Annotated in this window: 28 protein-coding genes; 1 reads left to right on the top strand and 27 read right to left on the bottom strand. The window is 38.3% G+C overall.

The window, feature by feature from the left end; genetic code table 11:
* Positions 1-52 precede the first annotated feature (52 nt).
* The 3 genes from murB to budA form a co-directional block, all read right to left on the bottom strand.
* Positions 53-958 (bottom strand): UDP-N-acetylmuramate dehydrogenase, encoded by a 906-nt coding sequence (murB, locus tag AC3E9F_RS02360; RefSeq protein WP_263393738.1) that lies wholly within the window; start codon positions 956-958, stop codon positions 53-55.
* Between the two features lie 118 nt (positions 959-1,076).
* Entirely contained in the window at positions 1,077-1,826 is a 750-nt protein-coding gene (locus AC3E9F_RS02355) for a YhfC family intramembrane metalloprotease (RefSeq protein WP_263393739.1), read from the bottom strand.
* Between the two features lie 12 nt (positions 1,827-1,838).
* A complete protein-coding gene (gene budA, locus AC3E9F_RS02350) occupies positions 1,839-2,567 on the bottom strand; it encodes an acetolactate decarboxylase (protein ID WP_263393740.1) in 729 nt (242 codons plus the stop codon).
* A gap of 286 nt (positions 2,568-2,853) precedes the next feature.
* Here budA and AC3E9F_RS02345 point away from each other — a divergent pair, with 286 nt between their 5' ends.
* On the top strand, positions 2,854-4,128 hold the full coding sequence (locus AC3E9F_RS02345; protein ID WP_490672766.1) for an aminotransferase-like domain-containing protein: 1,275 nt from the start codon (positions 2,854-2,856) through the stop codon (positions 4,126-4,128).
* Between the two features lie 18 nt (positions 4,129-4,146).
* Here the strand turns inward: AC3E9F_RS02345 and AC3E9F_RS02340 are convergent, their stop codons facing one another.
* The 24 genes from AC3E9F_RS02340 to AC3E9F_RS02225 all read right to left on the bottom strand — a co-directional run bounded on the left by AC3E9F_RS02340 (position 4,147) and on the right by AC3E9F_RS02225 (position 23,208).
* Positions 4,147-4,962, bottom strand: a complete 816-nt coding sequence (locus tag AC3E9F_RS02340; protein ID WP_263393742.1) for an ABC transporter substrate-binding protein — start codon at positions 4,960-4,962, stop codon at positions 4,147-4,149.
* Positions 4,963-5,119: 157 nt separating this feature from the next.
* Entirely contained in the window at positions 5,120-5,773 is a 654-nt protein-coding gene (phoU, locus tag AC3E9F_RS02335) for a phosphate signaling complex protein PhoU (RefSeq protein ID WP_006150750.1), read from the bottom strand.
* 10 nt (positions 5,774-5,783) lie between these two features.
* Positions 5,784-6,542, bottom strand: coding sequence for a phosphate ABC transporter ATP-binding protein PstB (gene pstB, locus AC3E9F_RS02330; protein ID WP_490672765.1), 759 nt, complete (start codon positions 6,540-6,542; stop codon positions 5,784-5,786).
* A gap of 12 nt (positions 6,543-6,554) precedes the next feature.
* Positions 6,555-7,358 carry a phosphate ABC transporter ATP-binding protein PstB gene (gene pstB, locus AC3E9F_RS02325; protein ID WP_490672764.1) on the bottom strand — a complete coding sequence of 268 codons (804 nt, stop codon included), beginning with the start codon at positions 7,356-7,358 and terminating at the stop codon, positions 6,555-6,557.
* 10 nt (positions 7,359-7,368) lie between these two features.
* Entirely contained in the window at positions 7,369-8,253 is an 885-nt protein-coding gene (gene pstA / locus AC3E9F_RS02320; RefSeq protein WP_214262090.1) for a phosphate ABC transporter permease PstA, read from the bottom strand.
* Positions 8,243-9,160, bottom strand: coding sequence for a phosphate ABC transporter permease subunit PstC (pstC, locus tag AC3E9F_RS02315; RefSeq protein ID WP_006148223.1), 918 nt, complete (start codon positions 9,158-9,160; stop codon positions 8,243-8,245). The genes pstA and pstC overlap by 11 nt, the downstream gene beginning before the upstream one ends.
* Positions 9,160-10,038 (bottom strand): phosphate ABC transporter substrate-binding protein PstS family protein, encoded by an 879-nt coding sequence (locus AC3E9F_RS02310; RefSeq protein WP_490672763.1) that lies wholly within the window; start codon positions 10,036-10,038, stop codon positions 9,160-9,162. Before AC3E9F_RS02310 ends, pstC begins: the two co-directional genes overlap by 1 nt.
* A 109-nt stretch (positions 10,039-10,147) precedes the next feature.
* A complete protein-coding gene (locus AC3E9F_RS02305; RefSeq protein WP_490672762.1) occupies positions 10,148-11,461 on the bottom strand; it encodes an RsmF rRNA methyltransferase first C-terminal domain-containing protein in 1,314 nt (437 codons plus the stop codon).
* 6 nt (positions 11,462-11,467) lie between these two features.
* On the bottom strand, positions 11,468-12,235 hold the full coding sequence (locus tag AC3E9F_RS02300; RefSeq protein WP_263393746.1) for an inositol monophosphatase family protein: 768 nt from the start codon (positions 12,233-12,235) through the stop codon (positions 11,468-11,470).
* On the bottom strand, positions 12,225-12,503 hold the full coding sequence (locus AC3E9F_RS02295) for a UPF0223 family protein (protein WP_263393747.1): 279 nt from the start codon (positions 12,501-12,503) through the stop codon (positions 12,225-12,227). The genes AC3E9F_RS02300 and AC3E9F_RS02295 overlap by 11 nt, the downstream gene beginning before the upstream one ends.
* Positions 12,504-12,905, bottom strand: a complete 402-nt coding sequence (locus AC3E9F_RS02290; protein WP_006148218.1) for a Spx/MgsR family RNA polymerase-binding regulatory protein — start codon at positions 12,903-12,905, stop codon at positions 12,504-12,506.
* A 138-nt stretch (positions 12,906-13,043) separates the two neighbouring features.
* The gene (locus AC3E9F_RS02285) at positions 13,044-13,676 is read right to left on the bottom strand and encodes a TIGR01906 family membrane protein (protein ID WP_263393748.1); all 633 of its coding nucleotides are present in this window, start codon (positions 13,674-13,676) and stop codon (positions 13,044-13,046) included.
* A complete protein-coding gene (locus tag AC3E9F_RS02280) occupies positions 13,666-14,439 on the bottom strand; it encodes a TIGR01457 family HAD-type hydrolase (RefSeq protein ID WP_263393749.1) in 774 nt (257 codons plus the stop codon). The genes AC3E9F_RS02285 and AC3E9F_RS02280 overlap by 11 nt, the downstream gene beginning before the upstream one ends.
* A gap of 11 nt (positions 14,440-14,450) precedes the next feature.
* The gene (locus AC3E9F_RS02275; protein WP_263393750.1) at positions 14,451-15,188 is read right to left on the bottom strand and encodes an acyl-[acyl-carrier-protein] thioesterase; all 738 of its coding nucleotides are present in this window, start codon (positions 15,186-15,188) and stop codon (positions 14,451-14,453) included.
* A 4-nt stretch (positions 15,189-15,192) separates the two neighbouring features.
* Positions 15,193-16,323, bottom strand: coding sequence for a radical SAM family heme chaperone HemW (hemW, locus tag AC3E9F_RS02270; protein WP_214262096.1), 1,131 nt, complete (start codon positions 16,321-16,323; stop codon positions 15,193-15,195).
* An 86-nt stretch (positions 16,324-16,409) separates the two neighbouring features.
* Complete coding sequence (locus AC3E9F_RS02265) at positions 16,410-16,805, bottom strand: YtxH domain-containing protein (RefSeq protein ID WP_263393751.1); 396 nt, start codon at positions 16,803-16,805, stop codon at positions 16,410-16,412.
* 14 nt (positions 16,806-16,819) lie between these two features.
* Positions 16,820-17,203: a DUF948 domain-containing protein gene (locus AC3E9F_RS02260; RefSeq protein ID WP_263393752.1), complete on the bottom strand. Its 384-nt coding sequence runs from the start codon at positions 17,201-17,203 to the stop codon at positions 16,820-16,822.
* A gap of 1 nt (position 17,204) precedes the next feature.
* Positions 17,205-17,993, bottom strand: a complete 789-nt coding sequence (lgt, locus tag AC3E9F_RS02255) for a prolipoprotein diacylglyceryl transferase (RefSeq protein ID WP_263393753.1) — start codon at positions 17,991-17,993, stop codon at positions 17,205-17,207.
* Positions 17,986-18,921: an HPr(Ser) kinase/phosphatase gene (gene hprK / locus AC3E9F_RS02250; protein ID WP_214262100.1), complete on the bottom strand. Its 936-nt coding sequence runs from the start codon at positions 18,919-18,921 to the stop codon at positions 17,986-17,988. The genes lgt and hprK overlap by 8 nt, the downstream gene beginning before the upstream one ends.
* A gap of 191 nt (positions 18,922-19,112) precedes the next feature.
* The gene (locus tag AC3E9F_RS02245; protein WP_490672761.1) at positions 19,113-20,882 is read right to left on the bottom strand and encodes an LPXTG cell wall anchor domain-containing protein; all 1,770 of its coding nucleotides are present in this window, start codon (positions 20,880-20,882) and stop codon (positions 19,113-19,115) included.
* 244 nt (positions 20,883-21,126) lie between these two features.
* Positions 21,127-21,303, bottom strand: a complete 177-nt coding sequence (gene rpsU / locus AC3E9F_RS02240; protein WP_000048054.1) for a 30S ribosomal protein S21 — start codon at positions 21,301-21,303, stop codon at positions 21,127-21,129.
* 110 nt (positions 21,304-21,413) lie between these two features.
* Positions 21,414-21,737: a hypothetical protein gene (locus AC3E9F_RS02235; protein WP_320693568.1), complete on the bottom strand. Its 324-nt coding sequence runs from the start codon at positions 21,735-21,737 to the stop codon at positions 21,414-21,416.
* A gap of 32 nt (positions 21,738-21,769) precedes the next feature.
* Positions 21,770-22,399, bottom strand: a complete 630-nt coding sequence (locus tag AC3E9F_RS02230; protein ID WP_049495523.1) for a class I SAM-dependent methyltransferase — start codon at positions 22,397-22,399, stop codon at positions 21,770-21,772.
* Between the two features lie 101 nt (positions 22,400-22,500).
* On the bottom strand, positions 22,501-23,208 hold the full coding sequence (locus AC3E9F_RS02225) for a glucosamine-6-phosphate deaminase (RefSeq protein WP_049495524.1): 708 nt from the start codon (positions 23,206-23,208) through the stop codon (positions 22,501-22,503).
* Between the last annotated feature and the right edge of the window lie 129 nt (positions 23,209-23,337).

Raw genomic sequence — 23,337 nt, 5'->3', positions numbered from 1 at the left:
CCTTTTATCTAGCAATAAAATCCCAATCTTTGAATAATATGTAAAAATAATGTTATTCGTGTTCACCCAAGATACGAACTTCTCGCTCAAGGGTAACACCAGAATGTTCTCTAACTTTTTCTATGACAGACTCAATTAAGTCTTCATAATCTCTAGCAGTTCCATCAGCTACATTAATCATAAAGCCTGCATGTTTTTCTGAGACTTCGACACCACCGATACGGTAGCCCTTCAAACCAGCTTCTGAAATCAATTGTCCTGCAAAATGCCCAACTGGACGTTTAAAGACAGAACCACATGATGGATATTCCAAAGGTTGTTTGAGTTCTCGAAGGTGAGTCAAACGTTCCATTTCTTGATTAATAGTCTCATAATTCCCTGGAGATAGTGCAAATTTAGCTGATAAGACTACTGCTCCAGAATCTTGAATAGCTGAATGACGATAACCAAAGGCTAAGTCCTTGGCTGATAAAGTCTCGATTTCTCCATCCTTGGTTAATACTTTGCAAGACTGCAAAATATGAGCAATCTCACCTCCATAAGCACCAGCGTTCATAAAAACAGCGCCACCGACACTTCCTGGAATTCCACAGGCAAACTCAAATCCTGTCAAACTATGGCGTAGAGCAATACGAGTTGTTTCGATCAAGTTAGCTCCAGCTTCCGCTTCAATCGTATAACCATCGACCGAAACATTGTTGAGTTTGTCACACATAATAACAAAGCCGCGAACCCCACCTTCTCGGACGATAATATTACTAGCATTTCCGAGAACCATCCATGGGATATTTTCTTGATTGGCAAACTTCACCACACGAGCCATCTCATAACGATTGCGAGGAAAAACCAAGTAATCTGCCTTTCCTCCGACTTTTGTATAGGCATAAGATTTTAAGGGCTCATCGAAACGAATATCGATTCCTTTTAAGGTTTCATTTATTTTATCTAATACAGTCATTTTACTCTTCCTTTTATAAAATACATTCTATTATACCATTTTTAGGAGCATTTTTCGATGATTTGATGAGCTTTTTTATCCATGCAGATAAAAAAGAGGTTAGACCTCTTTTGCATGATTATTTTTTATATAAGATTGTTTTTGTAAAGTATACAAATAGGACAACTTCCACTGCTAACAACCCTTCGACTAGAAGAGGATTTGAAATCCAACCAACCTGAGATAGACTCGGAGCCAAATCAAAGAAGGCATGTAAGCCATAAGCAGTTGCTAGATAAATCCAATTCTTTTGACGAACTGCTTGATAAACCCAGAAAGTGAGACCGATTTGCATAATCAGAGCAAGCACACGCTCAACACCTAGTAAATAAACCTGCCATCCAGATAGAGATTGAACTGTTTCAAGTGTATTTTGGGGAAGGATATTTGCCAAATCTGGATTTGAAGACCCTAATAATGAAAAGAGGACTAATAGACTAATCAAGCTTCCCATTCCGAGGTAGAGTAATTCCAAGCCACCATGACCAAGTCCATAGGCGAGGGCATCCGAATCTTCCAATGTTCTCTTCTTCTCTAACCATTTAAAGAAGACAAGGCGCGCCGTTTCTTCAAAGAAAGCTGCCATAGTGATTCCATAAAGGACATATAGAAAAGGATGCTCCTGCATAAGCGAAATGGTTCCATCTTTTTGTGGATGAAGAACGATAAGGTGAACAATTTTCTCCAGTACCTGAGATGAGACAAAAAATGCGACTGCCCCAAGGCCTAAAACTGAAAGGTTAATCTTGTACTTCTTTTTTGCATACCAAATGACTGCTATGAGAAATACAAATAAAGCAATCATTGTGATTATTACATGAATTTTCATACTTGTCTCCTTTTATTCTGCCTGATCGATATCTTTTTTCATCTCATCAACATTAAACTTAGCAAAGAGGTACTGACGATCCTGGACAGGAAAACGTTGATCCAGTTGATCAACCGCTCCAACCTCTATGATTCCTTCCTTGATGACAAAGTCCATGACGTGACCACCAAAAGTTAGGTCATCCGAGATAAAGTGTAAATGATAACCGGCAACACTGACCCCATGAAAAATCTCTGGTGTCCAGAAACCAACGATAGTTCCTGTCACATTTTCAGCTCTATATTCAGGCTGATGAGTCGCAACCTCAGCGAACTTTGTTTCGGATGTTGATTTGGGAATCATGCGAACATGCATGTGTTTAAAATCACCATGAATTTTAATCGAACGGAAAAGGTTTTCTCCATCATAGTAGGATTCAATTCGTTTTTCTAGTTCCTTATCAGTCATCTCAAAACGCTGACGGAAAATAACTTCTGCTTGGTGGGGGACAACTGCCGCATAAGGAATCAGTGCGTCTGGTGAAACTTCTACGATTTCAGGCTTATCCCCTGAACCCTTAGCTTGATAGGCTTTCCCATCCAAGACAATCAATTCTCCATCAATAGAGTCCAAGGTTCCTAGTCCTAAATCCCCATGTTCAAGCAACTCACCAACGGTCATGGTCCCACCGTATAGTCCAGCCATCAAGGCTCCCAAGGTATTGTATTGGAATAATTTAACTGGTTCTTGCACCTTTATCATCTCACTCTTCTTTGAAAATTTTACTTACTAAGTATATCACATTTCTTCTTAGAATTGAACGCTAGACTGCTGTTTAAAACTCAATGAAAATCAAAGAGCAAACTAGGAAACTAGCCACAGGTTGCTCAAAACACTGTTTTGAGGTTGTAGATAGAACTGACGTAGTCAGTATCCCATACATACGGCAAGGTGAAGCTGATGTGGTTTGAAGAGATTTTCGAAGAGTATAACATTGCCAAACGTCTAAAAAAAAGGTACAATGTAACAAAATCAAGAGAGGGCTGGAATGAAGCAAGAAAGCAAGTACGAACAAGTTGTTCACTATCTAAAAGCAGAGATAGAATCAGGAAAACTTCAAACAGGAAGTCGTCTACCTTCTATCCGTAAACTCAGTCAAGACTTCCACTGCAGTAAAGATACGGTACAGCGTGCACTTTTGGAACTCCGATACGAGAAATACATATACTCCAAACCTCAAAGTGGCTATTATGTTTTAGAACAACAAGCTAGCCACGAAGACCTCGTTATCTCGGTCAATGACGAACATGCTGCTGCCTATGATGATTTTCGTCTTTGTGTCAACGAAAGCTTGATCGGTCGAGAAAATTATCTCTACAACTACTATGAACACCAAGAGGGTTTAGAAGAATTACGAAAGTCTGTTCAGAAACTACTGTTTGAGCAAGCTATCTATAGTAAACCCGATCAATTAGTCATGACAACTGGAACCCAACAAGCTCTTTTTATTCTTTCTAAAATTGACTTTCCAGGTAAGGGCCAAGAGATACTGGTCGAACAACCAACCTATCACCGAATGAACCAACTTCTGCTGGCTCAAAATCTTCCCTATCAAACCATTGAACGTCGCGTGGATGGCATTGACCTGAAAGAACTTGAGAAACATTTTAAAAGTGGTAACATTAAATTTTTCTACACCATTCCTCGATTCCACTATCCGCTGGGTCATTCATATTCTGAAGAGGAGAAACGTGCTATCCTTGATCTAGCAGCCAAATATCAAATTTATATCGTTGAAGATGATTATCTGGGGGATCTAGATCCTAAAATGGGACAAACCTTTCATTATTTGGACCAAAATGATTTGGTCATCTACATCAAGTCTTTTTCTACAAGTATTTTCCCTGAACTTCGAATCACTGCTCTCATACTTCCAAATCCTATTAAAGGTCTTTTTGTGGCCTACAAAAACATTCTGGACTATGATAACAACCTCATTATGCAAAAGGCTTTATCACTCTATATTGATAGTCAGCTTTTTGAAAAAAATAGAGTAGCAAGATTGGCACTGCAAGAGAAAAGTCAAGACTTCATTCATAAGCTATTAAAATCTTATCCCCTTTCCCTACCAAACTATCCTCTCCATGATGGACTTTTGCTTGATCTCAGGAACTATCCTAAGATTGCAAGTCTAAAACATAGTCCTTTAAATCTCGACTTTTTCGAATCATCCTACATAGGGACTTGTCCCTATCACTTTGCAAAAGTTCCTTTTGAAAATCTTGAAGCAACACTAAAATACTTAAAAACAGAGCTGGACTGAGTCCAACTCTGTTATTTTTTATTGTTCTACTTCTGTTAGCTTCGCAGCTTTTTCAAGATAAGTTTGGTAAGTTCCGTCATCTTTCAATTTTTGGATGACCTTATCAACTACTTCTTTCAAATCTGAGTTGCCTTTTTTGATAGCAACAGCATTTGCTTCGCCTTCTTTCATGGTCAAGCTTACTGTAGCAACTGCCAAATCAGAGTTTTTACCAGCATAGCTTAGAGCAACTGGTTCATCCATATGAACAGCATCAACCTTGCCTGATTGAAGCTCATTGACTGCCTCACCCATGTTAGTCAAAGATGTTAATTGCGCATTTGGAAGTTGTTCTTTAACCATTGATTCAGGAACAGTTCCTTTTTGAGCTGCAATATTAGCACTTGCTAGAGAATCTAAATCTTTGTATTTTTCAAGATCAGCCTTTCTGATAAGGAAGCTAATTTTGTTCTCATAGTAAGGAATTGAAAAATCAAAAACTTCTTTTCTTTCTTCAGTTGCACTGATACCCGCAATGGCCAAATCTGCTTTTCCTGTCTGAAGACTAGTCAAGACGTTGTCAAAACTCATACTTGAAACTTCTAGTTTCACACCAAGTTCATCAGCGATTGCTTGTGCCATATCAATATCAGCACCTACAACTTGGTTCTTACCATCCACAAGTGCTTGGAACTCAAATGGAGCATAATCTGGGCTTGTTGCGACCACCAATTTCCCTTTTTGTTTGATAGCCTCTACTGCAGACTGTGAGCTTGAGCTAGATGATTGGCAAGCTACTAAAAAGAAACTTGCAAGAAAACTACATAAAACAAATATCCATTTTTTAAATTTCATAAATAAACAACCTCTCTGTTAATTTTGTATAATTATAACTCTATAAAAATTGTTTGTCAAGTGTATTTTTAATATTTATTTATTTTTTTCGATTTCTTTAACAAAAAAGGAGCTTTTATTCATTATTCAGCTCCTTTTTATGTATAATTAATCAATTTTACAATTCGACAATCTTACCTGTTTCAAAGTAAACAACCCATTCACAGATATTCTTTGCATAGTCACCAATGCGCTCCAAGTAAGAAATGACTTGGAAGTAATCACGTCCTGTGACAATAGCATCTGGATTTTTTCTGATTTCTTCAGTTGCAAGGTCACGAATATTTTCGAAATAATGGTTGATTTTTTCATCCATGGTTGCAACTTCGTAGGCCTTGTCGACTGATCCATTAAGGTAAAGTTCAAGAGTTGTTTCCACGAAGGCTTTCACATCACGTCCCATGTTTTTGATTTCTTCCTCAACTGCTGGGATACGTTGTTCACCCTTCATACGAATAGTTGCTTCCGCAATAGATACCGCATGGTCACCCATACGTTCTAAGTCTGATACAGCTTTTAGGACTGTCAACACCGTACGCAAGTCTTGTGAAACAGGCTGTTGAAGCGCAATAATTTCAAATGATTTCTTTTCGAGTTTTACTTCATATTCATTTACTTCTGCGTCTTCCTCGATAACTTCTTTTGCCAAGTCACGGTCATGTGTCACAAAAGCTCGTACTGTACGATTGATTTGGGAAAGAACTTCTTGCCCCATCGCGTAAAATTGATTATGCAATTTCTCTAAATCTTCTTCAAATTGAGATCGTAACATCTTTTTCTCCTTATCCAAATTTACCTGAAATGTAATCTTCTGTTTCCTTATGTTGTGGGTAGAGGAACATTTCCTTGGTATCGTTAAATTCAATCAAATCTCCATTAAGGAAAAAGCCTGTTTTATCAGAGATTCGAGATGCTTGCTGCATGGAACGAGTAACCAAAAGCATGGTGTACTTGTCCTTGAGACTATAAAGGGTTTCTTCGATTTTTCCAGCCGAGATAGGGTCTAAGGCTGAAGTTGGCTCATCCAAGAGGATAATCTTTGGACTGGTTGCCAAAACACGGGCTACACAAACACGTTGCTGCTGCCCTCCTGAAAGACCAATTGCTGAATCATGCAAGCGATCCTTGACCTCATCCCAGATAGAAGCACCTTGTAAAGCATTCTCCACTGCTTCATCTAAAACGTTCTTATCTTTTTCTCCATTGATTCGGAGACCATAGACAACATTTTCATAGATAGACATTGGGAATGGATTGGGTTGTTGGAAAACCATCCCGATTTCCTTACGTAATTCAACCGTGTCGGTACGAGGGCTATAAATATTGTGACCGTTATAAACCACTGAACCAGTAGTTGTCACCTCTGGATTAAGGTCACCCATTCGATTAATAGCCTTTAGAAGTGTTGACTTCCCAGATCCAGACGGACCGATAAGGGCTGTAATTTCCTTGGGTTGAAATGATAAGGAAACACTATTCAAGGCCTTCTTTTTATTGTAATAGACTGACAGGTCTGAAACCTGCAAAATCGGTTCTGTCATACTGTTCCCTTCCTAACCAAAGTGTCCTGTTACATAGTCATTGGTTGACTGTAGCTTAGCATTTTGGAAAATATTAGCAGTTTTATCATATTCAATCAAATCACCCAAGTAAAAAAATCCTGTGTAGTCACTTGCACGCGCAGCCTGTTGCATACTGTGAGTTACGATGATAATGGTAAAGTCCTTCTTCAACTCCAACATGGTTTCTTCCAGCTGAGCTGTCGCAATCGGATCCAAGGCTGATGCCGGCTCATCCATCAAGAGGATGTCTGGTTTTACTGAGATAGCACGAGCGATACAGAGACGTTGCTGTTGACCACCTGAAAGCATCAAGGCTGACTTATGAAGGTCATCTTTGACCTGATCCCAGAGGGCAGCCTGGCGAAGAGAGGTTTCTACAATTTCATTAAGAACCTTCTTGTCCTTAACGCCTGCACGTTCGTGTGCAAAGGTGATGTTGCGGTAGATTGATTTAGCAAATGGGTTTGGACGTTGAAAAACCATTCCAATATGCTTACGCATTTCATAGACATTGATTTCAGGACGGTTGACGTCAATTCCTTGATAAAGAATTTGTCCAGTTACCTTAGCAATATCAATAGTATCGTTCATACGATTGAGACTACGTAGGTAGGTTGATTTCCCAGAACCTGATGGGCCAATCAAGGCAGTAATTTTATTTTTCTCGAATTGCATATCCACGCCCTTGATGGATTCATTCTTACCATAGTAAACATGTAAATCCTTCGTAGAGAGGGCCACTTTTTCTTCTGGAAAAGTAATGATATGCCTTTCATCCCAATTATATTTTGACATGGCTTCTCCTTTAGGCAGCAGTTAATTTCTTATGTAGATAGCTTCCGAGTTTACGTGCTCCAAAGTTAAAGATCAAGATAAAGATGAGGAGCACCGCTGCAGAACCTGCTGAAACCAGAGTTCCATCAGGAATGGTTCCTTCACTGTTGACCTTCCAGATATGGACAGCCAAGGTTTCTGCTTGACGGAAGATTGAGATTGGACTAGTTACACTGAAAACATTCCAGTTAGACCAATCCAGAGCTGGTGCAGATTGACCTGCTGTGTAGATAAGGGCTGCAGCTTCACCAAAGATACGACCTGATGCAAGTACTATACCTGTAACAATTCCAGGAAGAGCTTCAGGAATAACCACATGAAGGACTGTTTCCCAACGAGAGAGGCCAAGCGCCAAACCAGCTTCACGTTGCGTATGGTGAACGTGTTTCAAACTGTCTTCAACGTTACGAGTCATCTGTGGAAGATTAAAGACTGTTAAAGCCAAGGCACCTGAAATGATTGAAAATCCATACTCAAACTGGACTACAAAGATCAGGTAACCAAAGAGTCCCACAACGACTGATGGTAGAGATGACAGGATTTCAATACAGGTACGAACAAAATTTGTAATACGACCTTTTTTGGCATACTCTGCTAGGAAAATTCCAGCTCCCATTGATAAAGGCACAGAGATTAATAAGGTAATTACTAAAAGGAAAAAGGAATTATAAAGCTGAATCCCAATACCACCACCTGCTTGATATGAGGATGATTTTCCTGTCAAGAAAGACCAAGAAACATGTGGCAAGCCTCGAACCAAGATATAAAGAATCAAGGAAGCTAAAATGGTCACAATGATTCCTGCAATGGTGTAGAGGACAGCTGTTGCAAGTTTATCTAATTTCTTAGCGTGCATAGTTTTTCTTTCCTCTTTCTTTCGTAATCAGTTTAATGACACTGTTAAAGGCCAAACTCATCAAAAGCAATACTAAGGCCAGTGACCAAAGAACATTATTATCAACAGTTCCCATAACGGTATTACCGATTCCCATGGTCAAAACAGATGTCAGAGTCGCTGCTGGTGTCGTCAATGAAGTTGGAACAACTGCTGAGTTACCAACAACCATCTGAATAGCCAGGGCTTCACCAAAGGCACGCGCCATTCCGAAGACTACTGCCGTAAAAATACCTGAACGAGCAGCCTTCAATGTTACACGCCAGATAGTTTGCCAACGAGTCGCTCCCATAGCTAAACTGGCTTCACGATAGTGACGAGGTACTGCACGTAGGCTATCTGTGGTCATGAAGGTAACAGTTGGCAAGATCATAACGAAGAGAACAAAGATCCCTGATAAAATACCAAAACCTGTTCCTCCAAAGACAGTACGAACAAATGGAACGACGACCTGCAAACCGATAAATCCGTAAACTACCGAAGGAATCCCAACTAGGAGTTCGATTGCAGGTTGCAAAATCTTAGCTCCTTTTGGAGACACTTCTGTCATAAAGACAGCTGCACCAATGGCAAATGGTGTTGCAATAAGAGCTGACAGGATGGTAACAATAAAGGAACCTAAAATCATTGGAAGGGCACCAAATTGTTTACCTGACGGATTCCAAGTTGCACCAAAAAGAAAATCAAAGATATTCACACCATTAACAAAGAAGGTTGACAAGCCTTTTTGGGCTACAAAGATTAAAATCATTGCAACAATGATAACAATCAAAGATAGGCAGGCAAAGGTTAGCCCTTTTCCTAATTTCTCAAGACGAGAGTTTTTTGAAGGAGAGAGCAATTTTTTTGATAATTCTTCTTGATTCATTATTGGCTCCCTTCTAGTGCTGTCACAGTACCTGCAGCATCTTTTTCGACCTTCATTTCCTTAACAGAAATATAGCCCATTCCTTTAACAATTCCATTCTGCGCTTCGTCTGAAAGAACAAAGTTTAAAAATTCGGCAACCAATTCATTTGGCTCACCAAGGGTATACATGTGTTCATAAGACCACAAAGGCCAGTTATTCGTGGTTACATTCTCAGAAATTGGTTCATACCCGTTAAGTTTGATGGTCCCAACCGAATCATCAACATAAGCAAAGGCTAGGTAGGAAATGGCACCCGGTGTTTGAGAAACGATTGATTTGACCATTCCTTTTGAATCTTGCTCCTGACTTTGAATCGCTGACTGACCATTCATAATCACACTGTCAAAGGTCGCACGAGAACCTGAGCTCGCAGCACGGTTGATAATAGAAATAGCTAAATCCTTACCACCAACTTCTTTCCAGTTGGTAATTTCTCCTGTAAAGATTTGTCGGAGCTGTTCTGTCGTAAGATTATCAACATCTACTTCTTTGTTGATGATAACAGCTATACCCGCAACAGCTACCTTGTGGTCAACTAGGGCTGTGGCATCGATACCATCTTTCTCCTCCGCAAATACATCAGAGTTCCCAACGTCTACTGCTCCTGACTGGACTTGAGACAGACCAGTACCAGAACCACCACCTTGAACGTTAACTGTTTTACCAATATTGGCTGATGCAAATTCATCTGCTGCTGCCTCGACTAAAGGTTGAAGGGCCGTTGACCCAACAGCAGTCATAGACTCCCCACGATCAATCCAACTTGCACACCCTGCTAGCGAACCAGTAAGTAAAAGAGCTGCAAGAGAGAGGGTGAGTTTTTTAAATTTTTTCACTATTTGTCTCCTTGAAAATAATGATGAATAGCTTGGATTTACGTCCTTAATTTCTAATACTTTCACGATAAATCCATACTTCCACTATAACATAGAATATTGATTTTGACTAGTTTTTCACCTGAAACCTCAAGCCTTTAGGGAAGTAGTTCTTCAAGGTATTTCCAGTTACTTTGGCAAAACCTAAACCATTTCCTCCAACCAAGACTTGGTACCAACCATTTGGAAGAGTTTCAGCTAATTGGACCGTTTCACCAGCTACATATTTGACAAAGTCTTCTTGATGAATTTCGATTCCTTGCTTGACTTGGCTCGGTTTTAAAGCTAAGCCAAGAGCAAAACTTGGTTCAAAACGTTTTTTCTTAAAAGTTCCAAGATGAAGACCATTACGAGCTATCTTGAGTTTTCCTATATCGGGTAGGACTTCTGGTAAGAGATAAAGTTGGTCCCCAAAAACTTGTAGGACTCCCAGCAGTTTTTCTTTTAAATGCTTCTTCTCAAAATCCTGCCACAAACTCAACTGTTCACGACTGAGATTCGTCTTAGAAGGCTTGAACTTCCCAGGCTTGTTTTGTCCCTTAAACTGAAGATAGGCAACAAACTGACCTTCTCCCTTAAAATGATGTGGGTACATCCGAGCTGTTTCAGGCAAATCAATTCCTGGAATCATACCATTGATATGTTGGATTGGAATCAATTCAAAATCATAGCTATTCAGAAGCCAGTGAATGATTTCCTCATTTTCTTCTGGAGCCCAAGTACAAGTAGAATAGACAAGTCGACCACCATCAGCCAACATCGTTACTGCATCCTCTAGAATTTCACGCTGTAGGTTTGCACATTGGCTAGGGTAATCCTCACTCCAATAATCCATAGCGTCAGGTTGTTTACGAAACATCCCTTCTCCTGAGCATGGCGCATCTAAAACAATCAGGTCAAAGTACCCTTTAAAAACCTTGGCTAAACGGTCTGCAGATTCATTGGTTACAACAACATTAATCGAACCAAAGCGTTCCATATTTTCAACCAAAATTTTTGACCGTTTGCTTGAAATCTCATTTGAAACAAGAAGACCGTCTCCTGCAAGATAGGAGGCCAGTTGAGTGGATTTCCCACCGGGAGCCGCTGCCAAGTCTAAGACCTTCATTCCAGGTTTTGGCTGGGCTACTTGTGCGACCATTTGTGCGGCAGGTTCTTGTGAATAGACCAAGCCACTTACATGTTCTGGTGATTTCCCTGAAACCTTCCCATAGTAGCCCCAGGGTGTATTGGGAATCGCATCTGAAAAAGAAACTTGGCTTTCTTTTAGGGGATTGATACGAAAGGCAGAAACAGCTTCATCATCAAAAGAGGCAAGAAAAGCTCTTGCCTCATCTCCCAATATTGTTTCGTATTTTTTTACAAATCCATCTGGAAATTGCATGTAGGTTTATTTCCTTTCATAGATATAGGATTGAATCTCATCTTTCATCTCGACTGGTACCATCATAACAGCCTGTCGCGTTTGAAAATCGACTTCCTCACCAGCAATCGTAAAAACCTTATAACCCAAACTCTCACCTAGGATACTTGCTGCTGCATAATCCCAAGGTTGTAAATATGTGATATAAGTTAAAAGTCGACCTGATAATACCTTAGCAAAACTAATAGCGGCACTGCCATAAACTCGTGTGCCAAGTGCAGCATTTCCCAAGTCTGCTAAGCCCCATTCGTTAGTTTCAAGCATACCAGAATTACCAGCCACCAAAAATTCTCTCAAAGGTTTCTTTTTAAATGCAGGTAAAGGTTCATCATTGCGACAAGGCGGAAAGTCTCCTCCACCATGGAAGCAGTCACCTTTCATAACATCATAGATAATCCCAAATTTCCCAACACCATCCTCAAAATAGGCCAGCATAACGGCAAAATCTTCACCTTGTGCTACGAAGTTGTTGGTTCCATCAATAGGATCAATAATCCATACAGAACCTTGTCCTACTGCTGCACGCATGCAGCCTTCTTCTGCACAAAATAGATCATCTGGATAGCGAGAACGGATTTTTTTAATAAGTAAGTCTTGAACTTCTTTATCTAACTTAGTTACCAAATCTGTAGGGGAAGACTTTCTCTCAACATGGAGATCTTCTTTCATATGCTGGAGAATGTATTCCCCAGCTTCCCTGACAATTTCTTTGGCAAATATAAATTTATTTTCCAAGTGAAATCTTCCCTTCTCCTTTTTCTTTGGCCAACTGGACTGAACGGTAAAAAGAGTATCCACTAACTGATTCAAACTCACGTCCCAAACGTTTTTCTTCGCTCTTGCTAGGCACAACTGACTTGAATACCTTGTAGGAATCTAATAGTTTCTTAGCATCTACCTGTGTTTCATAGGCAGCTTCAACATCATTAAAAAAAGAAAGCACTGAAGCAAGTTCTTCAGTGCTCCACGACAAATCTAGTGGGTAACTATACTGTTTATTCATCTAATTAATACCAGCTCTTAATGTAGCTTCTTTCAATTCTTGCTTACGGTAACTGCGAGGAAGAAATGCACGAATCTCATCTTCATTAAAGCCAATCTGCATACGTTTATCATCAATGATGATTGGACGACGCAAAAGACTAGGATATTGCTCAATTAAATTAAGCAACTCTGTCACCGAGATACTTTCCACATCGATATTTAACTTTTGGAAAATTTTTGAACGAGTTGAAATGATGTCATCGGTACCGTTTTCGGTCAAGGAAAGAATGTGTTGTAATTCTTTTCTTGATAAAGGACTGGTCATAATGTTGTGCTCTTGGAAAGGCACTTTATGATTATCAAGCCAGGCCTTTGCCTTACGACATGATGTACAACTCGGTGATAAAAATAGTGTAATCATGCTATTCTCTACTTTGCATACTTTTCTAATTCTATTATACAAAAAAATAAAGCGCTTGACTAGTTATTTTCGTAAAAAAACCTACTTTTTAAAGAAAAATAGGTTTTTCCTACAATTATTTAAAACAATTTTATGCATTTATTCTTTTTTCGGTAATTTTTTCCAACTTAGTAGATACATGAAACCAAAAAGCAGTTCATACAAGCAGAAAAATAGGAGAAAGGCATGCAAGAAAAAATTCTCTGGTAGGATGAGAATGACTGGATCTTTTGCAGGATCAAACAGCCAGGTATCATCACCTACAAAAAGTATCTGATGGAACAAGGTAAAGAACTGTTCAAATCCAATGAAAACACCAACTAAACCAAGAACCAAAGGTAGAGAAAGCATGATCAAGAGACCTCTACGATAAAGAGGCAGAAAACCTTTCTGAATGACCTGCTTCCAAAAAAGATAAAAAATCGGTAGAGCAACTATCGCTACACCTTGAGTCAGATGGAAGAGTCCCTTCACAACTGCAAAATGATGGAGCCCAGAAGCAGACGAAGGAAAATCCGGCATTGCCAATACTTGACTCAATGGATTGGTCAAATAATCCATCAAAACATTGAAGTTATGCTGGATGGTCTGAGATTGGAAAGGAACACGGCTAGTCAAGTTTAACCAAGAAATCTCCATAGGGTAAACCAACCAAGCCAGGTAAATTGTCAATAATATGGCAAGGGAAAGAAGAAAGAGAAGACTTCCTCCAAAAGTAAATTTAGTTTTCATCGAAATTCCACTCCGCAAGACTTGAGAGGACATGGGTTGGGGCGATTGGTAAATTCGCTACTTCTTCAGTTTTTGTAAATCCTGTCGTCACCAAAAGACTTGGAATACCATTGTCAATACCAGCGCGAATATCAGTAAGATAATTATCCCCCACCATGACAATTTCTTGGCGTTCAAGTCCTAGGTGTTCAACAGCCTTATCCATAATAATCGCGTTTGGTTTTCCAATATAAACTGGTTTTACACGAGTTGCTGCCTCAAGAAGAGTAATCAGTGAACCAGCACCAGGTAAAAGTCCACGTTCTGTTGGAATATTTAAATCTGGATTGGTGCCGATAAAATGAGCACCTTTATGGATAGCTAAGGTTGCCGTAGCAAATTTTTCATAGTCTACTTGCCAGTCTAGACCAACAACCACATAGGCTGGATTTTCTTTATCTTCCACGTAGCCAGCTGCTTGAATCGCTTCCTTAAGCCCTGCTTCTCCGATGACATAGACTGTCTTTTCAAGTCCTAGATCATTCATATAATCAATAGTCGCTAAGGTAGCAGTATAGATTGTCGATACAGGCGTGTCGATGTTAAACTGATTGGCTAACATCTCTTGGACACTTTCAGGTGTACGAGTGGTATTATTTGTTACAAAAAGATAGGGAATCTCCCTCTTTTGTAACTCGTGAACAAAAGCTTCTCCCGCTGGTATTCTGTCTTTTCCCTTATAAATTGTTCCGTCTAAATCGATTAAATAGCCTTTATAAGTCATAAATTTTCTTTCTAATCTTTGTTAATTTCTTGCCAGGTTATCTTTGCCTGAGCATTGATATCGCCATCACTTGTAACTTGGTGATTACTCTCTAACCCATTTAATTCATAGCTAGAAGTAATCATTCCACCTGGTCGAACTTCCTTGACATATTTGAGGTTGATTTTTTTAGGGATATGGTTGGTCAGAAAATCTGCTCCCATAACCTCAAAGATCCAATCTAGGTATTTGCTGTTATTGACATGCCCATTCATATCCAAGTCGTAAAAACGAACATGATAGTCCTTGCTGATTGCTTCTTCTAGCTCTTGGTATTTTGGTCCACGGATCAGTTTTTTAGAAAATTCAGATTGATAAGGGGCAACAATTTCTGGTTCTACAGGGTGAACCTTTCGACTCTCACGATCCATGAGGACAAAGGTAGCTACCATGTGGATGATTTCTTGACCAGTTTCATCGTAAATGGTAAATCGGCGATAGCAAAAAAGACGGTTATAAGTCAAGGCTTCTGTTTCAATCGTAATCTCCTCAGCAAAACGAGGCAAACGAACCACATCGATGTCATAATCTGTGATAATCCAGACTAGATTGTACTGTTCTAAAACATCCTTGTCACTTACTCCCAGTTCAATTGACTGCATTCCTGATACCTGCAAAGATAACAAAATCACATCTGGTAGCTTGATATGACCGTTCATGTCAGCCATATCGAAAGGAATTTTCATCTTCATTTGATAAGTTAAGCCCATAATTCTACTCCAATATAAATCTTTCTGCTACTGTATCTCCTAAAAAGAGACCTCTCTTCGTCATTCTCACTCGGTCACCGTCAACCAGCATAAGCCCCTGTTGAACCAAATCTCTGACAATTTCTCCATAAAGTCCATCGAAAGACCGCTCAAATTTTTCTTCAAATCGTGTCATGGAAACACCAGACTTCTTACGAAGGCCAAGAAACATCTCTTCTTCCATCTGCTCTCGCAAAGTTAAATGTTCCTCTGTAATTCGGGCATTTCCCTCTTCTACTGCCTTCAAATAATGGCGGATAGGCCCATGATTTTTATAGCGAACACCATTGACATAACCTGAAGCTCCTGCGCCGATACCATAATACTCGGCATTATCCCAGTACATAAGGTTATGACGACTTTCAAAACCTGGTTTTGAAAAATTTGAAATTTCGTAATGCTCAAAACCAGCCCGCTCTAATACAGCAATGATATATTCGAACATCTCAGCTTCTACTTCTTCTTTAGGAAGTGGTAACTTTCCACGCCGCATGCGATTCATAAAGACCGTATGATTTTCCAAAATCAAACTATAAAGACTCATATGGGGAATGTCCAAAGCGATGGCCTTGGCAACATTATCCTTTACTTGTTCCATAGTTTGACCGGGAAGAGCGTAAATCAAATCAATAGAAATATTATCAAATCCTGCTAATTTAAGACGATCTATATTTTCATAGATATCTTTTTCCAAATGGCTTCGACCAATTTTTTTCAGCATTTTATCATCAAATGTTTGCACACCTAGTGAAACACGATTGACAGCTGAATTCTTTAAAACTCCAATCTTGTCCTCATCCAAATCACCTGGATTAGCCTCAATGGTTAATTCTTCTAAAACAGACAAATCCAGATTCCTAGTCAAACCGTCTAATAAAACTTCCAATTGTGAAGCAGACAAGGCTGTCGGTGTCCCTCCTCCAATATAGAGAGTACGCAACTTTTGAATATCATAAGAAGCAAACTCTTCTAAGAGATGCTCCAGATAGCTATCTACCGGTTGATTTTTAATAAAGACCTTTGAAAAGTCACAATAATAACAGATTTGTGTACAAAAGGGAATGTGCACATAAGCTGATGTTGGTTTCTTCTGCATAGTATTTATTATACCACAAAGACTTCCCTCAAGAAAAAAAATCACCATCTCCGACTCTAAGGGAATCAAAAATGGTGATTTCTATTTTAATCTTCTTCGATTTCGATGATGATTTCTTGACCGTCTTCTGGATCTTCAACAACTACTTTTTCTTCCAATTGTTCCTTGAGATTGTTCAAGGTCTCTTTTGAAGCTTCAGTCGCTTGTTGAGCATGGTATTTTGCTTTATCTAGGACTGTATCAATCGTAATTTCCCCAGATTCGATTTGTTCCTTAGTTTTAAGAACAAATTCTTTGGTTTGATCTTTGACATCAGTCAGCTTTTCACAGACTTGTTCTTTTGCGTATTCTGGATCTTCTTTCAGATCTTCTAAAAAGTCTTGTGCTTGACTCGTAACGCGTTTCCCTTTTTCACTTGTTAAAAACAAGGCAATAGCCACACCTGAAACAGTTCCTAAAAGGATTGATGATAATTTACCCATGAGTTATCTCCTTTTTATTTTTTAAAAAATTTACTTGCAATACGAACGGCAGATAAGCCTGCACTAGTCTTTAATGTTTTTGAACCTGCAGATGATGCTTTTTTGCTCAAGACACGAGCCTGCTCATTTAAATCAGAAACAGAAACAGAAAGGTCTGCAACTGCTGTAAAGAGTGGATCAATGGTTGCAACTTTGATATTGATATCATCAGCAAGAACATTGACCTTGGCAAGAAGTTCGTTTGTGTGATGTAGAGTAACATTTACATCTGAAGTTAGCGTTTTAACAGTATTTTCTGTTTCATCAATTACACGTCCAACTTTTTGAAGGGTAATAATCAAATAAACAATAAATACAACCAAGGCAATAGCCACAAAAATATAAGCAACTTCTAACATTTTAATTCTCCTTTTTTACATTATAAAATGGTGCTTTTTTCCGGTTTTGATAAATAATAATATAAATTCCAAGACCAATTAAGAAGACGGATAACAACTGAGATACTCGAATTCCTAATAACATGAGACTATCTGTGCGCATGCCTTCGATAATCATACGCCCAAATCCATACCAAATTAGATAAAAAGCTGTGATATGACCACGACGAATACCCTTTAATCGGCGTCTAAAAATAACAATTAAACTAAAACCAATCAGGTTCCATATGGATTCGTACAGGAAGGTTGGTTGGCGATATGAGCCATCAATATACATCTGATTCTTAATGAAACCAGGCAAGTAGTTAAGATTTTCAACAACTGCACCGTATGCTTCTTGGTTAAAGAAGTTCCCCCATCGTCCAAGGCTCTGAGCAATCATAACGCTCGGAGCTGCTATATCTAAGAAATCCCACGTGTTGATCAATCTACGATCAGCGAAAATATAGAGTACAATCGCTCCAGTAATTAAACCACCATAAATCGCAAGACCACCATTCCAGACAGCAAATATCTCTCCTAAATGTTGACTATAATAGTCAAATCTAAAAACGACATAGTACAGTCTCGCGCCGATGATTGACAAAGGAAAGGCAATTAAGATAAAGTCCAGAATATCTTCCGATAAGATATTCTTTTTAGGCGCTTCTTTACTTGCTAAATATACCGCTAAGATAAGGCCAGAAACGATACAGAGTGCATACCATCTAATAGCTAACGGACCAATTTGAAAAGCAACTGGATCAATCATTTTGCACCTCATTCTTTTCAATTAGTTTCGTCAATCTTTCTTCAAAGAGACGTGTCGCATCAAAGCCCATTTCCTTAGAACGATAGTTCATGGCAGCAGCTTCGATGACCACAGAGATATTACGTCCTGTTTTTACAGGAATCCGAATACGCGGAATAGAAACACCTGAAATTACCAACTCTTCAGCATTGTTCCCTAAGCGGTCAAAGACCTTATTTGTATCGTAATTTTCTAGATAGACAGCCAACTGAACCTGTGAAGAATCCTTAACAGCACTAGCCCCATAAAGGCTCATGACGTCAATGATACCAACTCCACGAATTTCTAACAAATGTTTCAAAATTTCAGCAGGTTCTCCCCAAAGTGTCATCTCATCCTTAGAATAGATATCTACACGATCATCTGCGACTAAACGATGGCCACGTTTTACGAGCTCAAGACCAGTCTCACTCTTACCAATACCACTATCACCTTGAATCAGAACACCCATACCATAGATATCCATCAAAACACCATGTACGCTTGCGCGTTCAGCTAAGCGAGAGTCAAGATAACTAGACAATTCGCCTGAGAGACGACTTGTAGCTGTACGACTTGTTAAGATTGCAATTTTACATTCTCTAGCAGCCTTTAACATTTCTTCAGGAACAACTAGACCACGTGCAACAATAACTGCTGGTGTTTCTGGCTGGAACATTTTTCTCAAAACAGTATAACGGTTGTGAGAAGACATGCTGATCAGGTAAGACCACTCCTTCATTCCCAACAGTTGAATCCGCTCTGGAGTGTAGTAATCAAAATAGCCTGTCATTTCAAGACCTGGTCTCGTTATATCTGCAGTATTGATTTCCTTTTCCAGTAATTCAGGTTCGCCATAGACAATGTCCAGTCTAAGCTTCTCAATTACTTCTTTTACTGAAACCGACATATATTCCTCCTTCAATTGAGTTCTCTCTACCATTATATCAAATTGTAGCTGGAAGTTCGTTTTTTTAACAGTGTTTACGCTATTTATTTGACTGATAATATTTGAACCATACAAAAAGGGACTAGACAATGAAATATTGCCTAATCCCTTCTAATTTTTTAACAGTTTAATTAAATCATAAATAATGGACTTTAGTTATCTTTTTTCTTTAAGCCCAATACTCCAAGACCAGCTACCAAGAGTGCTACACCTGTTGCAAACAATGATTCTTTAGAACCTGTATTTGGTAATTCTTTTTTAGGTTCAACTGTTGTAGACGTAGTCTCAGGTTTTGTTTCTTCAGTTGTTTTGCCTGAAGTTGTTTCTTCGCTTGATTTACCTGGAGTTGTCTCACCTGTTGTTGTAGTCGTTGTTGACTCAGCTGTTGTTGTAGTGGTTGTTGGCTCTTGGGTTGTTGTGGTTGTTGTAGTTTGCCCAACTGTCGTTGTAGTCGTGGTTGTTGTTGGCTCTTCTGTTGTTGTCGTGGTTGTTGTAGTACTAGTTGTTGTCGTAGTTTGTTCAACTTTTTTATACCAGTGGATACGATTTCCTTCACGATCTTTTTCTGTTTTTACAAACTCATAACCATCAATAGTAGCTGGATCTTTCCAACCCTTATCCTGTGGTTTAAGATTTTCTTTTGTATCGATATCCTTGTACTCTGTCACAAGCGTATCAAGAACTAATTGTGCACCTGCAGAGTCATTAATGATACGGTAAATATAGATACCCTTTGAATCTTTCCCGTCAATAGTTGCCGTAGCTACTTTCGAAACATCATATTGCATTTTTTCAAGATCAATCTTAGATTTATCGATGATATTAATACGGTTTTGACCAACACCGAAGAATACACCTAATTCTTTTGGAACATCTCCTGAAATCATTTCCATTGTTATTTTCTTTTCAGAGATAGAAGTTACTTTGAATGTTGGCTCAACACCTGTCGGGAATACATATGCGCCATATTCATTGACTTCATATGTACTATATACAGGCAAGATAAATCTTGAAGTAAAAGTATCTCCAACTTTGAGTGCAGTATCACCACTTGTTTTCCACTCGATACCTGAAGCATCATTGAATTCTAACTCAACAGTTGAACCAACTTTCATACCTTCACTTCCACGAACTTGGAATTCTGTATATGTTTCATATGAACCATCAGCCTTGAACTTAATTGTATTTCCAGAAGGTGGCATGTTAATTGAGTTTGTATCGGTTGCAAATTGTTCTACTTTCGGAATATCTACTGTACTTGTCACAGAAGAAGACCCCACTTTAATCACTTGGTTTAAAGTGTAGTCTTTATTTGCGATTACAGCTCCATTATAAGCGTTATCTGATTTAATTTGGAACTTGACTTGTTTCAATACATCTGGTTTTTCAGCTTCAATAGCTTTCGTAAATGTAATTTTTAATGTCGCGCGTGTTGATTCCAATTGAGCTTGTCGCATTTGAGCTGTATCGTTTGAACCTTGACGTGCTTTATTGACGTTTTCAAACGAAACAATTGAAATTTTACCAATTGTCTTACCTTCGTAAGTGACATCCTTGCCATTTAATTGATTTAAGATAGCGACGTTTTCTAATGTAACTGTAACATAGTCGCCTTCTTTCACATCATCTTCTGTAATTGAAAAAGAAAGGTCTACATCTGTATAGTATTCAAAGTATTTAATGTCATGGTTTTTTATGGTACCAGTCACTTCTGCAGCTACTTCTCTAGCTTCACGTGCAGGAGTTTCTGTAGTTGTTACTGCTTCAGCAGTAGTTGTTGCTTCAGCACTTGTTGTAGAAATTTGCTCAGCCGTTGTTGTTTCTTCGGCAGTGATAATTTCTTGACTTTGAAGCGCAGCCAAAAGCACTCCAGTAGACAACAAAGTGATCAATAATTTTCCAAACCTTTTCTGGTTTTTCATCCCTATTTACCTCCGTGTAAAATTACACTATTTTAACATGATTTTACAATATTTTTCAATTAAAATCAACTAAAACGAATGATTATTTTAAATGTCAAATAAAAGTAAATAGAGTTATAATATTCAGTTATTACACTCTTAAGTTTGATTTTTATCCAATTCCTAAATAATCATTGAAACATGTAAAATTATTCGGGTCTTAAGAATACAAAAAAGACTAGACAAGTCTAGCCTTTCACTTCAATTAGAATTTTTTACGTTTACGAGCTGCTTCTGATTTACGTTTACGTTTTACAGAAGGTTTTTCATAGAATTCACGTTTGCGTGTTTCTTGAAGAGTACCAGCTTTAGTAACCGCACGTTTGAAACGACGAAGTGCATCGTCAAGAGATTCATTCTTACGTACTACTGTTTTAGACATTTTTTTCACTCCCTTCAAGTTCAAGATCTATTCTATTTTACATGCATAATGAATAAATGTCAAGGGGAAGCCTACATTTATTCCTATTTTCCAGTTTATTAATTACTTTCTTACCTATACTTTATCAAATCATACAACTTTGTTACTGCTTGTTCAAAAGATTCAATATATTCCCAATATTCATCAGGAAGATTTGAAATCTTACTCAAGTCATTGCTATCAAAATGATATACCAGATGACGAAGAATTTGATTTTCAATAAAATGCAAATCCCTCAGCTGATCTATACTAATAGAATCGATCTTTTCTACGTAGTGACATAAATCAGCCAGCGACTGCCTATCAAATACTTTTTCCTCGTGTAAATAATAGAGAAAGCTTTGGTTTTCAGCCTTTTTATTATCTTCTATCAAATTCCTATTCTTCGTATTCATTCTGATTCCTCCTGTAAAAGATTTTAAAAAAGCTACTTTTTAACAAATCCTTTACGAATTTTATAAAGGATCCACGATCCCTTTCTTTGACTAGTTACGAGCTCAAAGCCTACTGATAACAAGAATCGTCTAAATGCTTCTTCGCTTTGAACCTCTGGTAAAAAGTAAGATAACTTGTTATATTCACAAGCCAGTAAGAGCATCCCGTCTGATTTGAGTATTCTTCGAATTTCCATAAAAGAAGCCTCTAGATTCTGCCAATGAAAATGAGTTTGAAAGGCTGTGATTAAATCAACACTTTCATCAGAAAAACCTGTCTCCCTAACGTCTCTTCGTTCAAAATTTAGATTAGTCATCTCTATCTGTTTGGCTTGAGCTATTGCGGTATCTGAAATATCGATTCCAGTTATAGTACTTTGCGGAAAAGTTTCTTTCAGTAGGATGGTTGAACGGCCGTTCCCAACTCCTACATCTAAGATTACAGGGTAAAATGTCCTATCCAGATGACGAATTGCCCATACAAACATGGGGAGATAGGCTCTATTCCACAATTTCATCATTCGTTTTCCTAGAATACCTGAAGGGTTCTTTGATTGCTGAATGAGACGATAAAACAGTAACATTAAAAGTAAAAAACAAATAAAACCGATTATATAAATCAAAGTTCGAACCTCCTTTATATAGCTATATTATACCACTTTAGCAGGATAGTGAACATTTGAAGTAAAAAACCACTCACTACAAAGAGCAAGTGGTTGTGAATTTATTTTTCAAGCAGGCTGAGTGCTCCAGCATCCGCAATAATAGTTACATCTGGATGGTTCTGCAAACTACTTGCTGGAAGACTTTCAGTAACTGGACCTTCAACAGTTCCAGCGATAGCTTCTGCTTTTGACTCTCCATAAGCAAATAGAAGGATAGACTTAGCGTCTAAAATGTTCTTAATGCCCATTGAGATAGCTTGTGTTGGTACATCTTCAATCTTATCAAAGAAGCGAGCATTTGCTTCAATAGTAGACTGATCAAGATCTACAAGGTGTGTTTGACTATCAAATGGAGTTCCTGGCTCATTAAATCCAATATGTCCATTTCGGCCAATTCCCAAGATTTGTAAATCTACTGGATGATCTGCAAGAATTTGATTATAACGTTCTACTTCTTCTTCTGCATTATCTTTTACACCACGCGGTAAAAAGCTTTCTTTGAATGGCTTTTTATTGAATAGATTTTCTTGCATAAAGTAACGATAAGATTGTGGGTTATCTCCATCAAGACCTACATATTCGTCCAAGTTAACACTTGTAAGATTTGAAAAATCAAGGTCACTCTTAACGATTTCTCCATAAAACTCAAGTGGACTGCTACCTGTCGCAAGTCCTAATGTTTGAGCACCGTTTGCTAACTTTTCTTTTAAAATTTCAAAAGCTACTTTTCCACCTTCTTCAGGATTTTTTACTTGAATAACTTTCATAATTGTTCCTCCATATTTCTTTATTTCATTATATGGTATAGACCAATTTTTGTCAAGTGAAAACGGTTTAATATTTTAAATTTTATAGGAGAATGTTAAAAAAAAGAGAAGACTAAACTAGTCTTCTCT

The organism is Streptococcus sp. SCPM-O-B-15277 (M60), assembly GCF_058200335.1.
Note: the sequence above shows the minus strand (reverse complement) of the source record. Positions and strands in the feature narration are given on the sequence as shown.

Bases quoted from the DNA above. Each gene is read 5' to 3' on its own strand.
- murB (WP_263393738.1), bottom strand. From the start codon at position 958: ATGACTGTATTAGATAAAATAAATGAAACCTTAAAAGGAATCGATATT.
- AC3E9F_RS02355 (WP_263393739.1), bottom strand. From the start codon at position 1,826: ATGAAAATTCATGTAATAATCACAATGATTGCTTTATTTGTATTTCTC.
- budA (WP_263393740.1), bottom strand. From the start codon at position 2,567: ATGATAAAGGTGCAAGAACCAGTTAAATTATTCCAATACAATACCTTG.
- AC3E9F_RS02345 (WP_490672766.1), top strand. From the start codon at position 2,854: ATGAAGCAAGAAAGCAAGTACGAACAAGTTGTTCACTATCTAAAAGCA.
- AC3E9F_RS02340 (WP_263393742.1), bottom strand. From the start codon at position 4,962: ATGAAATTTAAAAAATGGATATTTGTTTTATGTAGTTTTCTTGCAAGT.
- phoU (WP_006150750.1), bottom strand. From the start codon at position 5,773: ATGTTACGATCTCAATTTGAAGAAGATTTAGAGAAATTGCATAATCAA.
- pstB (WP_490672765.1), bottom strand. From the start codon at position 6,542: ATGACAGAACCGATTTTGCAGGTTTCAGACCTGTCAGTCTATTACAAT.
- pstB (WP_490672764.1), bottom strand. From the start codon at position 7,358: ATGTCAAAATATAATTGGGATGAAAGGCATATCATTACTTTTCCAGAA.
- pstA (WP_214262090.1), bottom strand. From the start codon at position 8,253: ATGCACGCTAAGAAATTAGATAAACTTGCAACAGCTGTCCTCTACACC.
- pstC (WP_006148223.1), bottom strand. From the start codon at position 9,160: ATGAATCAAGAAGAATTATCAAAAAAATTGCTCTCTCCTTCAAAAAAC.
- AC3E9F_RS02305 (WP_490672762.1), bottom strand. From the start codon at position 11,461: ATGCAATTTCCAGATGGATTTGTAAAAAAATACGAAACAATATTGGGA.
- AC3E9F_RS02295 (WP_263393747.1), bottom strand. From the start codon at position 12,503: ATGAATAAACAGTATAGTTACCCACTAGATTTGTCGTGGAGCACTGAA.
- AC3E9F_RS02290 (WP_006148218.1), bottom strand. From the start codon at position 12,905: ATGATTACACTATTTTTATCACCGAGTTGTACATCATGTCGTAAGGCA.
- AC3E9F_RS02285 (WP_263393748.1), bottom strand. From the start codon at position 13,676: ATGAAAACTAAATTTACTTTTGGAGGAAGTCTTCTCTTTCTTCTTTCC.
- AC3E9F_RS02280 (WP_263393749.1), bottom strand. From the start codon at position 14,439: ATGACTTATAAAGGCTATTTAATCGATTTAGACGGAACAATTTATAAG.
- AC3E9F_RS02275 (WP_263393750.1), bottom strand. From the start codon at position 15,188: ATGGGCTTAACTTATCAAATGAAGATGAAAATTCCTTTCGATATGGCT.
- hemW (WP_214262096.1), bottom strand. From the start codon at position 16,323: ATGCAGAAGAAACCAACATCAGCTTATGTGCACATTCCCTTTTGTACA.
- AC3E9F_RS02265 (WP_263393751.1), bottom strand. From the start codon at position 16,805: ATGGGTAAATTATCATCAATCCTTTTAGGAACTGTTTCAGGTGTGGCT.
- AC3E9F_RS02260 (WP_263393752.1), bottom strand. From the start codon at position 17,203: ATGTTAGAAGTTGCTTATATTTTTGTGGCTATTGCCTTGGTTGTATTT.
- lgt (WP_263393753.1), bottom strand. From the start codon at position 17,993: ATGATTGATCCAGTTGCTTTTCAAATTGGTCCGTTAGCTATTAGATGG.
- hprK (WP_214262100.1), bottom strand. From the start codon at position 18,921: ATGTCGGTTTCAGTAAAAGAAGTAATTGAGAAGCTTAGACTGGACATT.
- AC3E9F_RS02245 (WP_490672761.1), bottom strand. From the start codon at position 20,882: ATGAAAAACCAGAAAAGGTTTGGAAAATTATTGATCACTTTGTTGTCT.
- rpsU (WP_000048054.1), bottom strand. From the start codon at position 21,303: ATGTCTAAAACAGTAGTACGTAAGAATGAATCTCTTGACGATGCACTT.
- AC3E9F_RS02235 (WP_320693568.1), bottom strand. From the start codon at position 21,737: ATGAATACGAAGAATAGGAATTTGATAGAAGATAATAAAAAGGCTGAA.
- AC3E9F_RS02225 (WP_049495524.1), bottom strand. From the start codon at position 23,208: ATGAAAGTTATTCAAGTAAAAAATCCTGAAGAAGGTGGAAAAGTAGCT.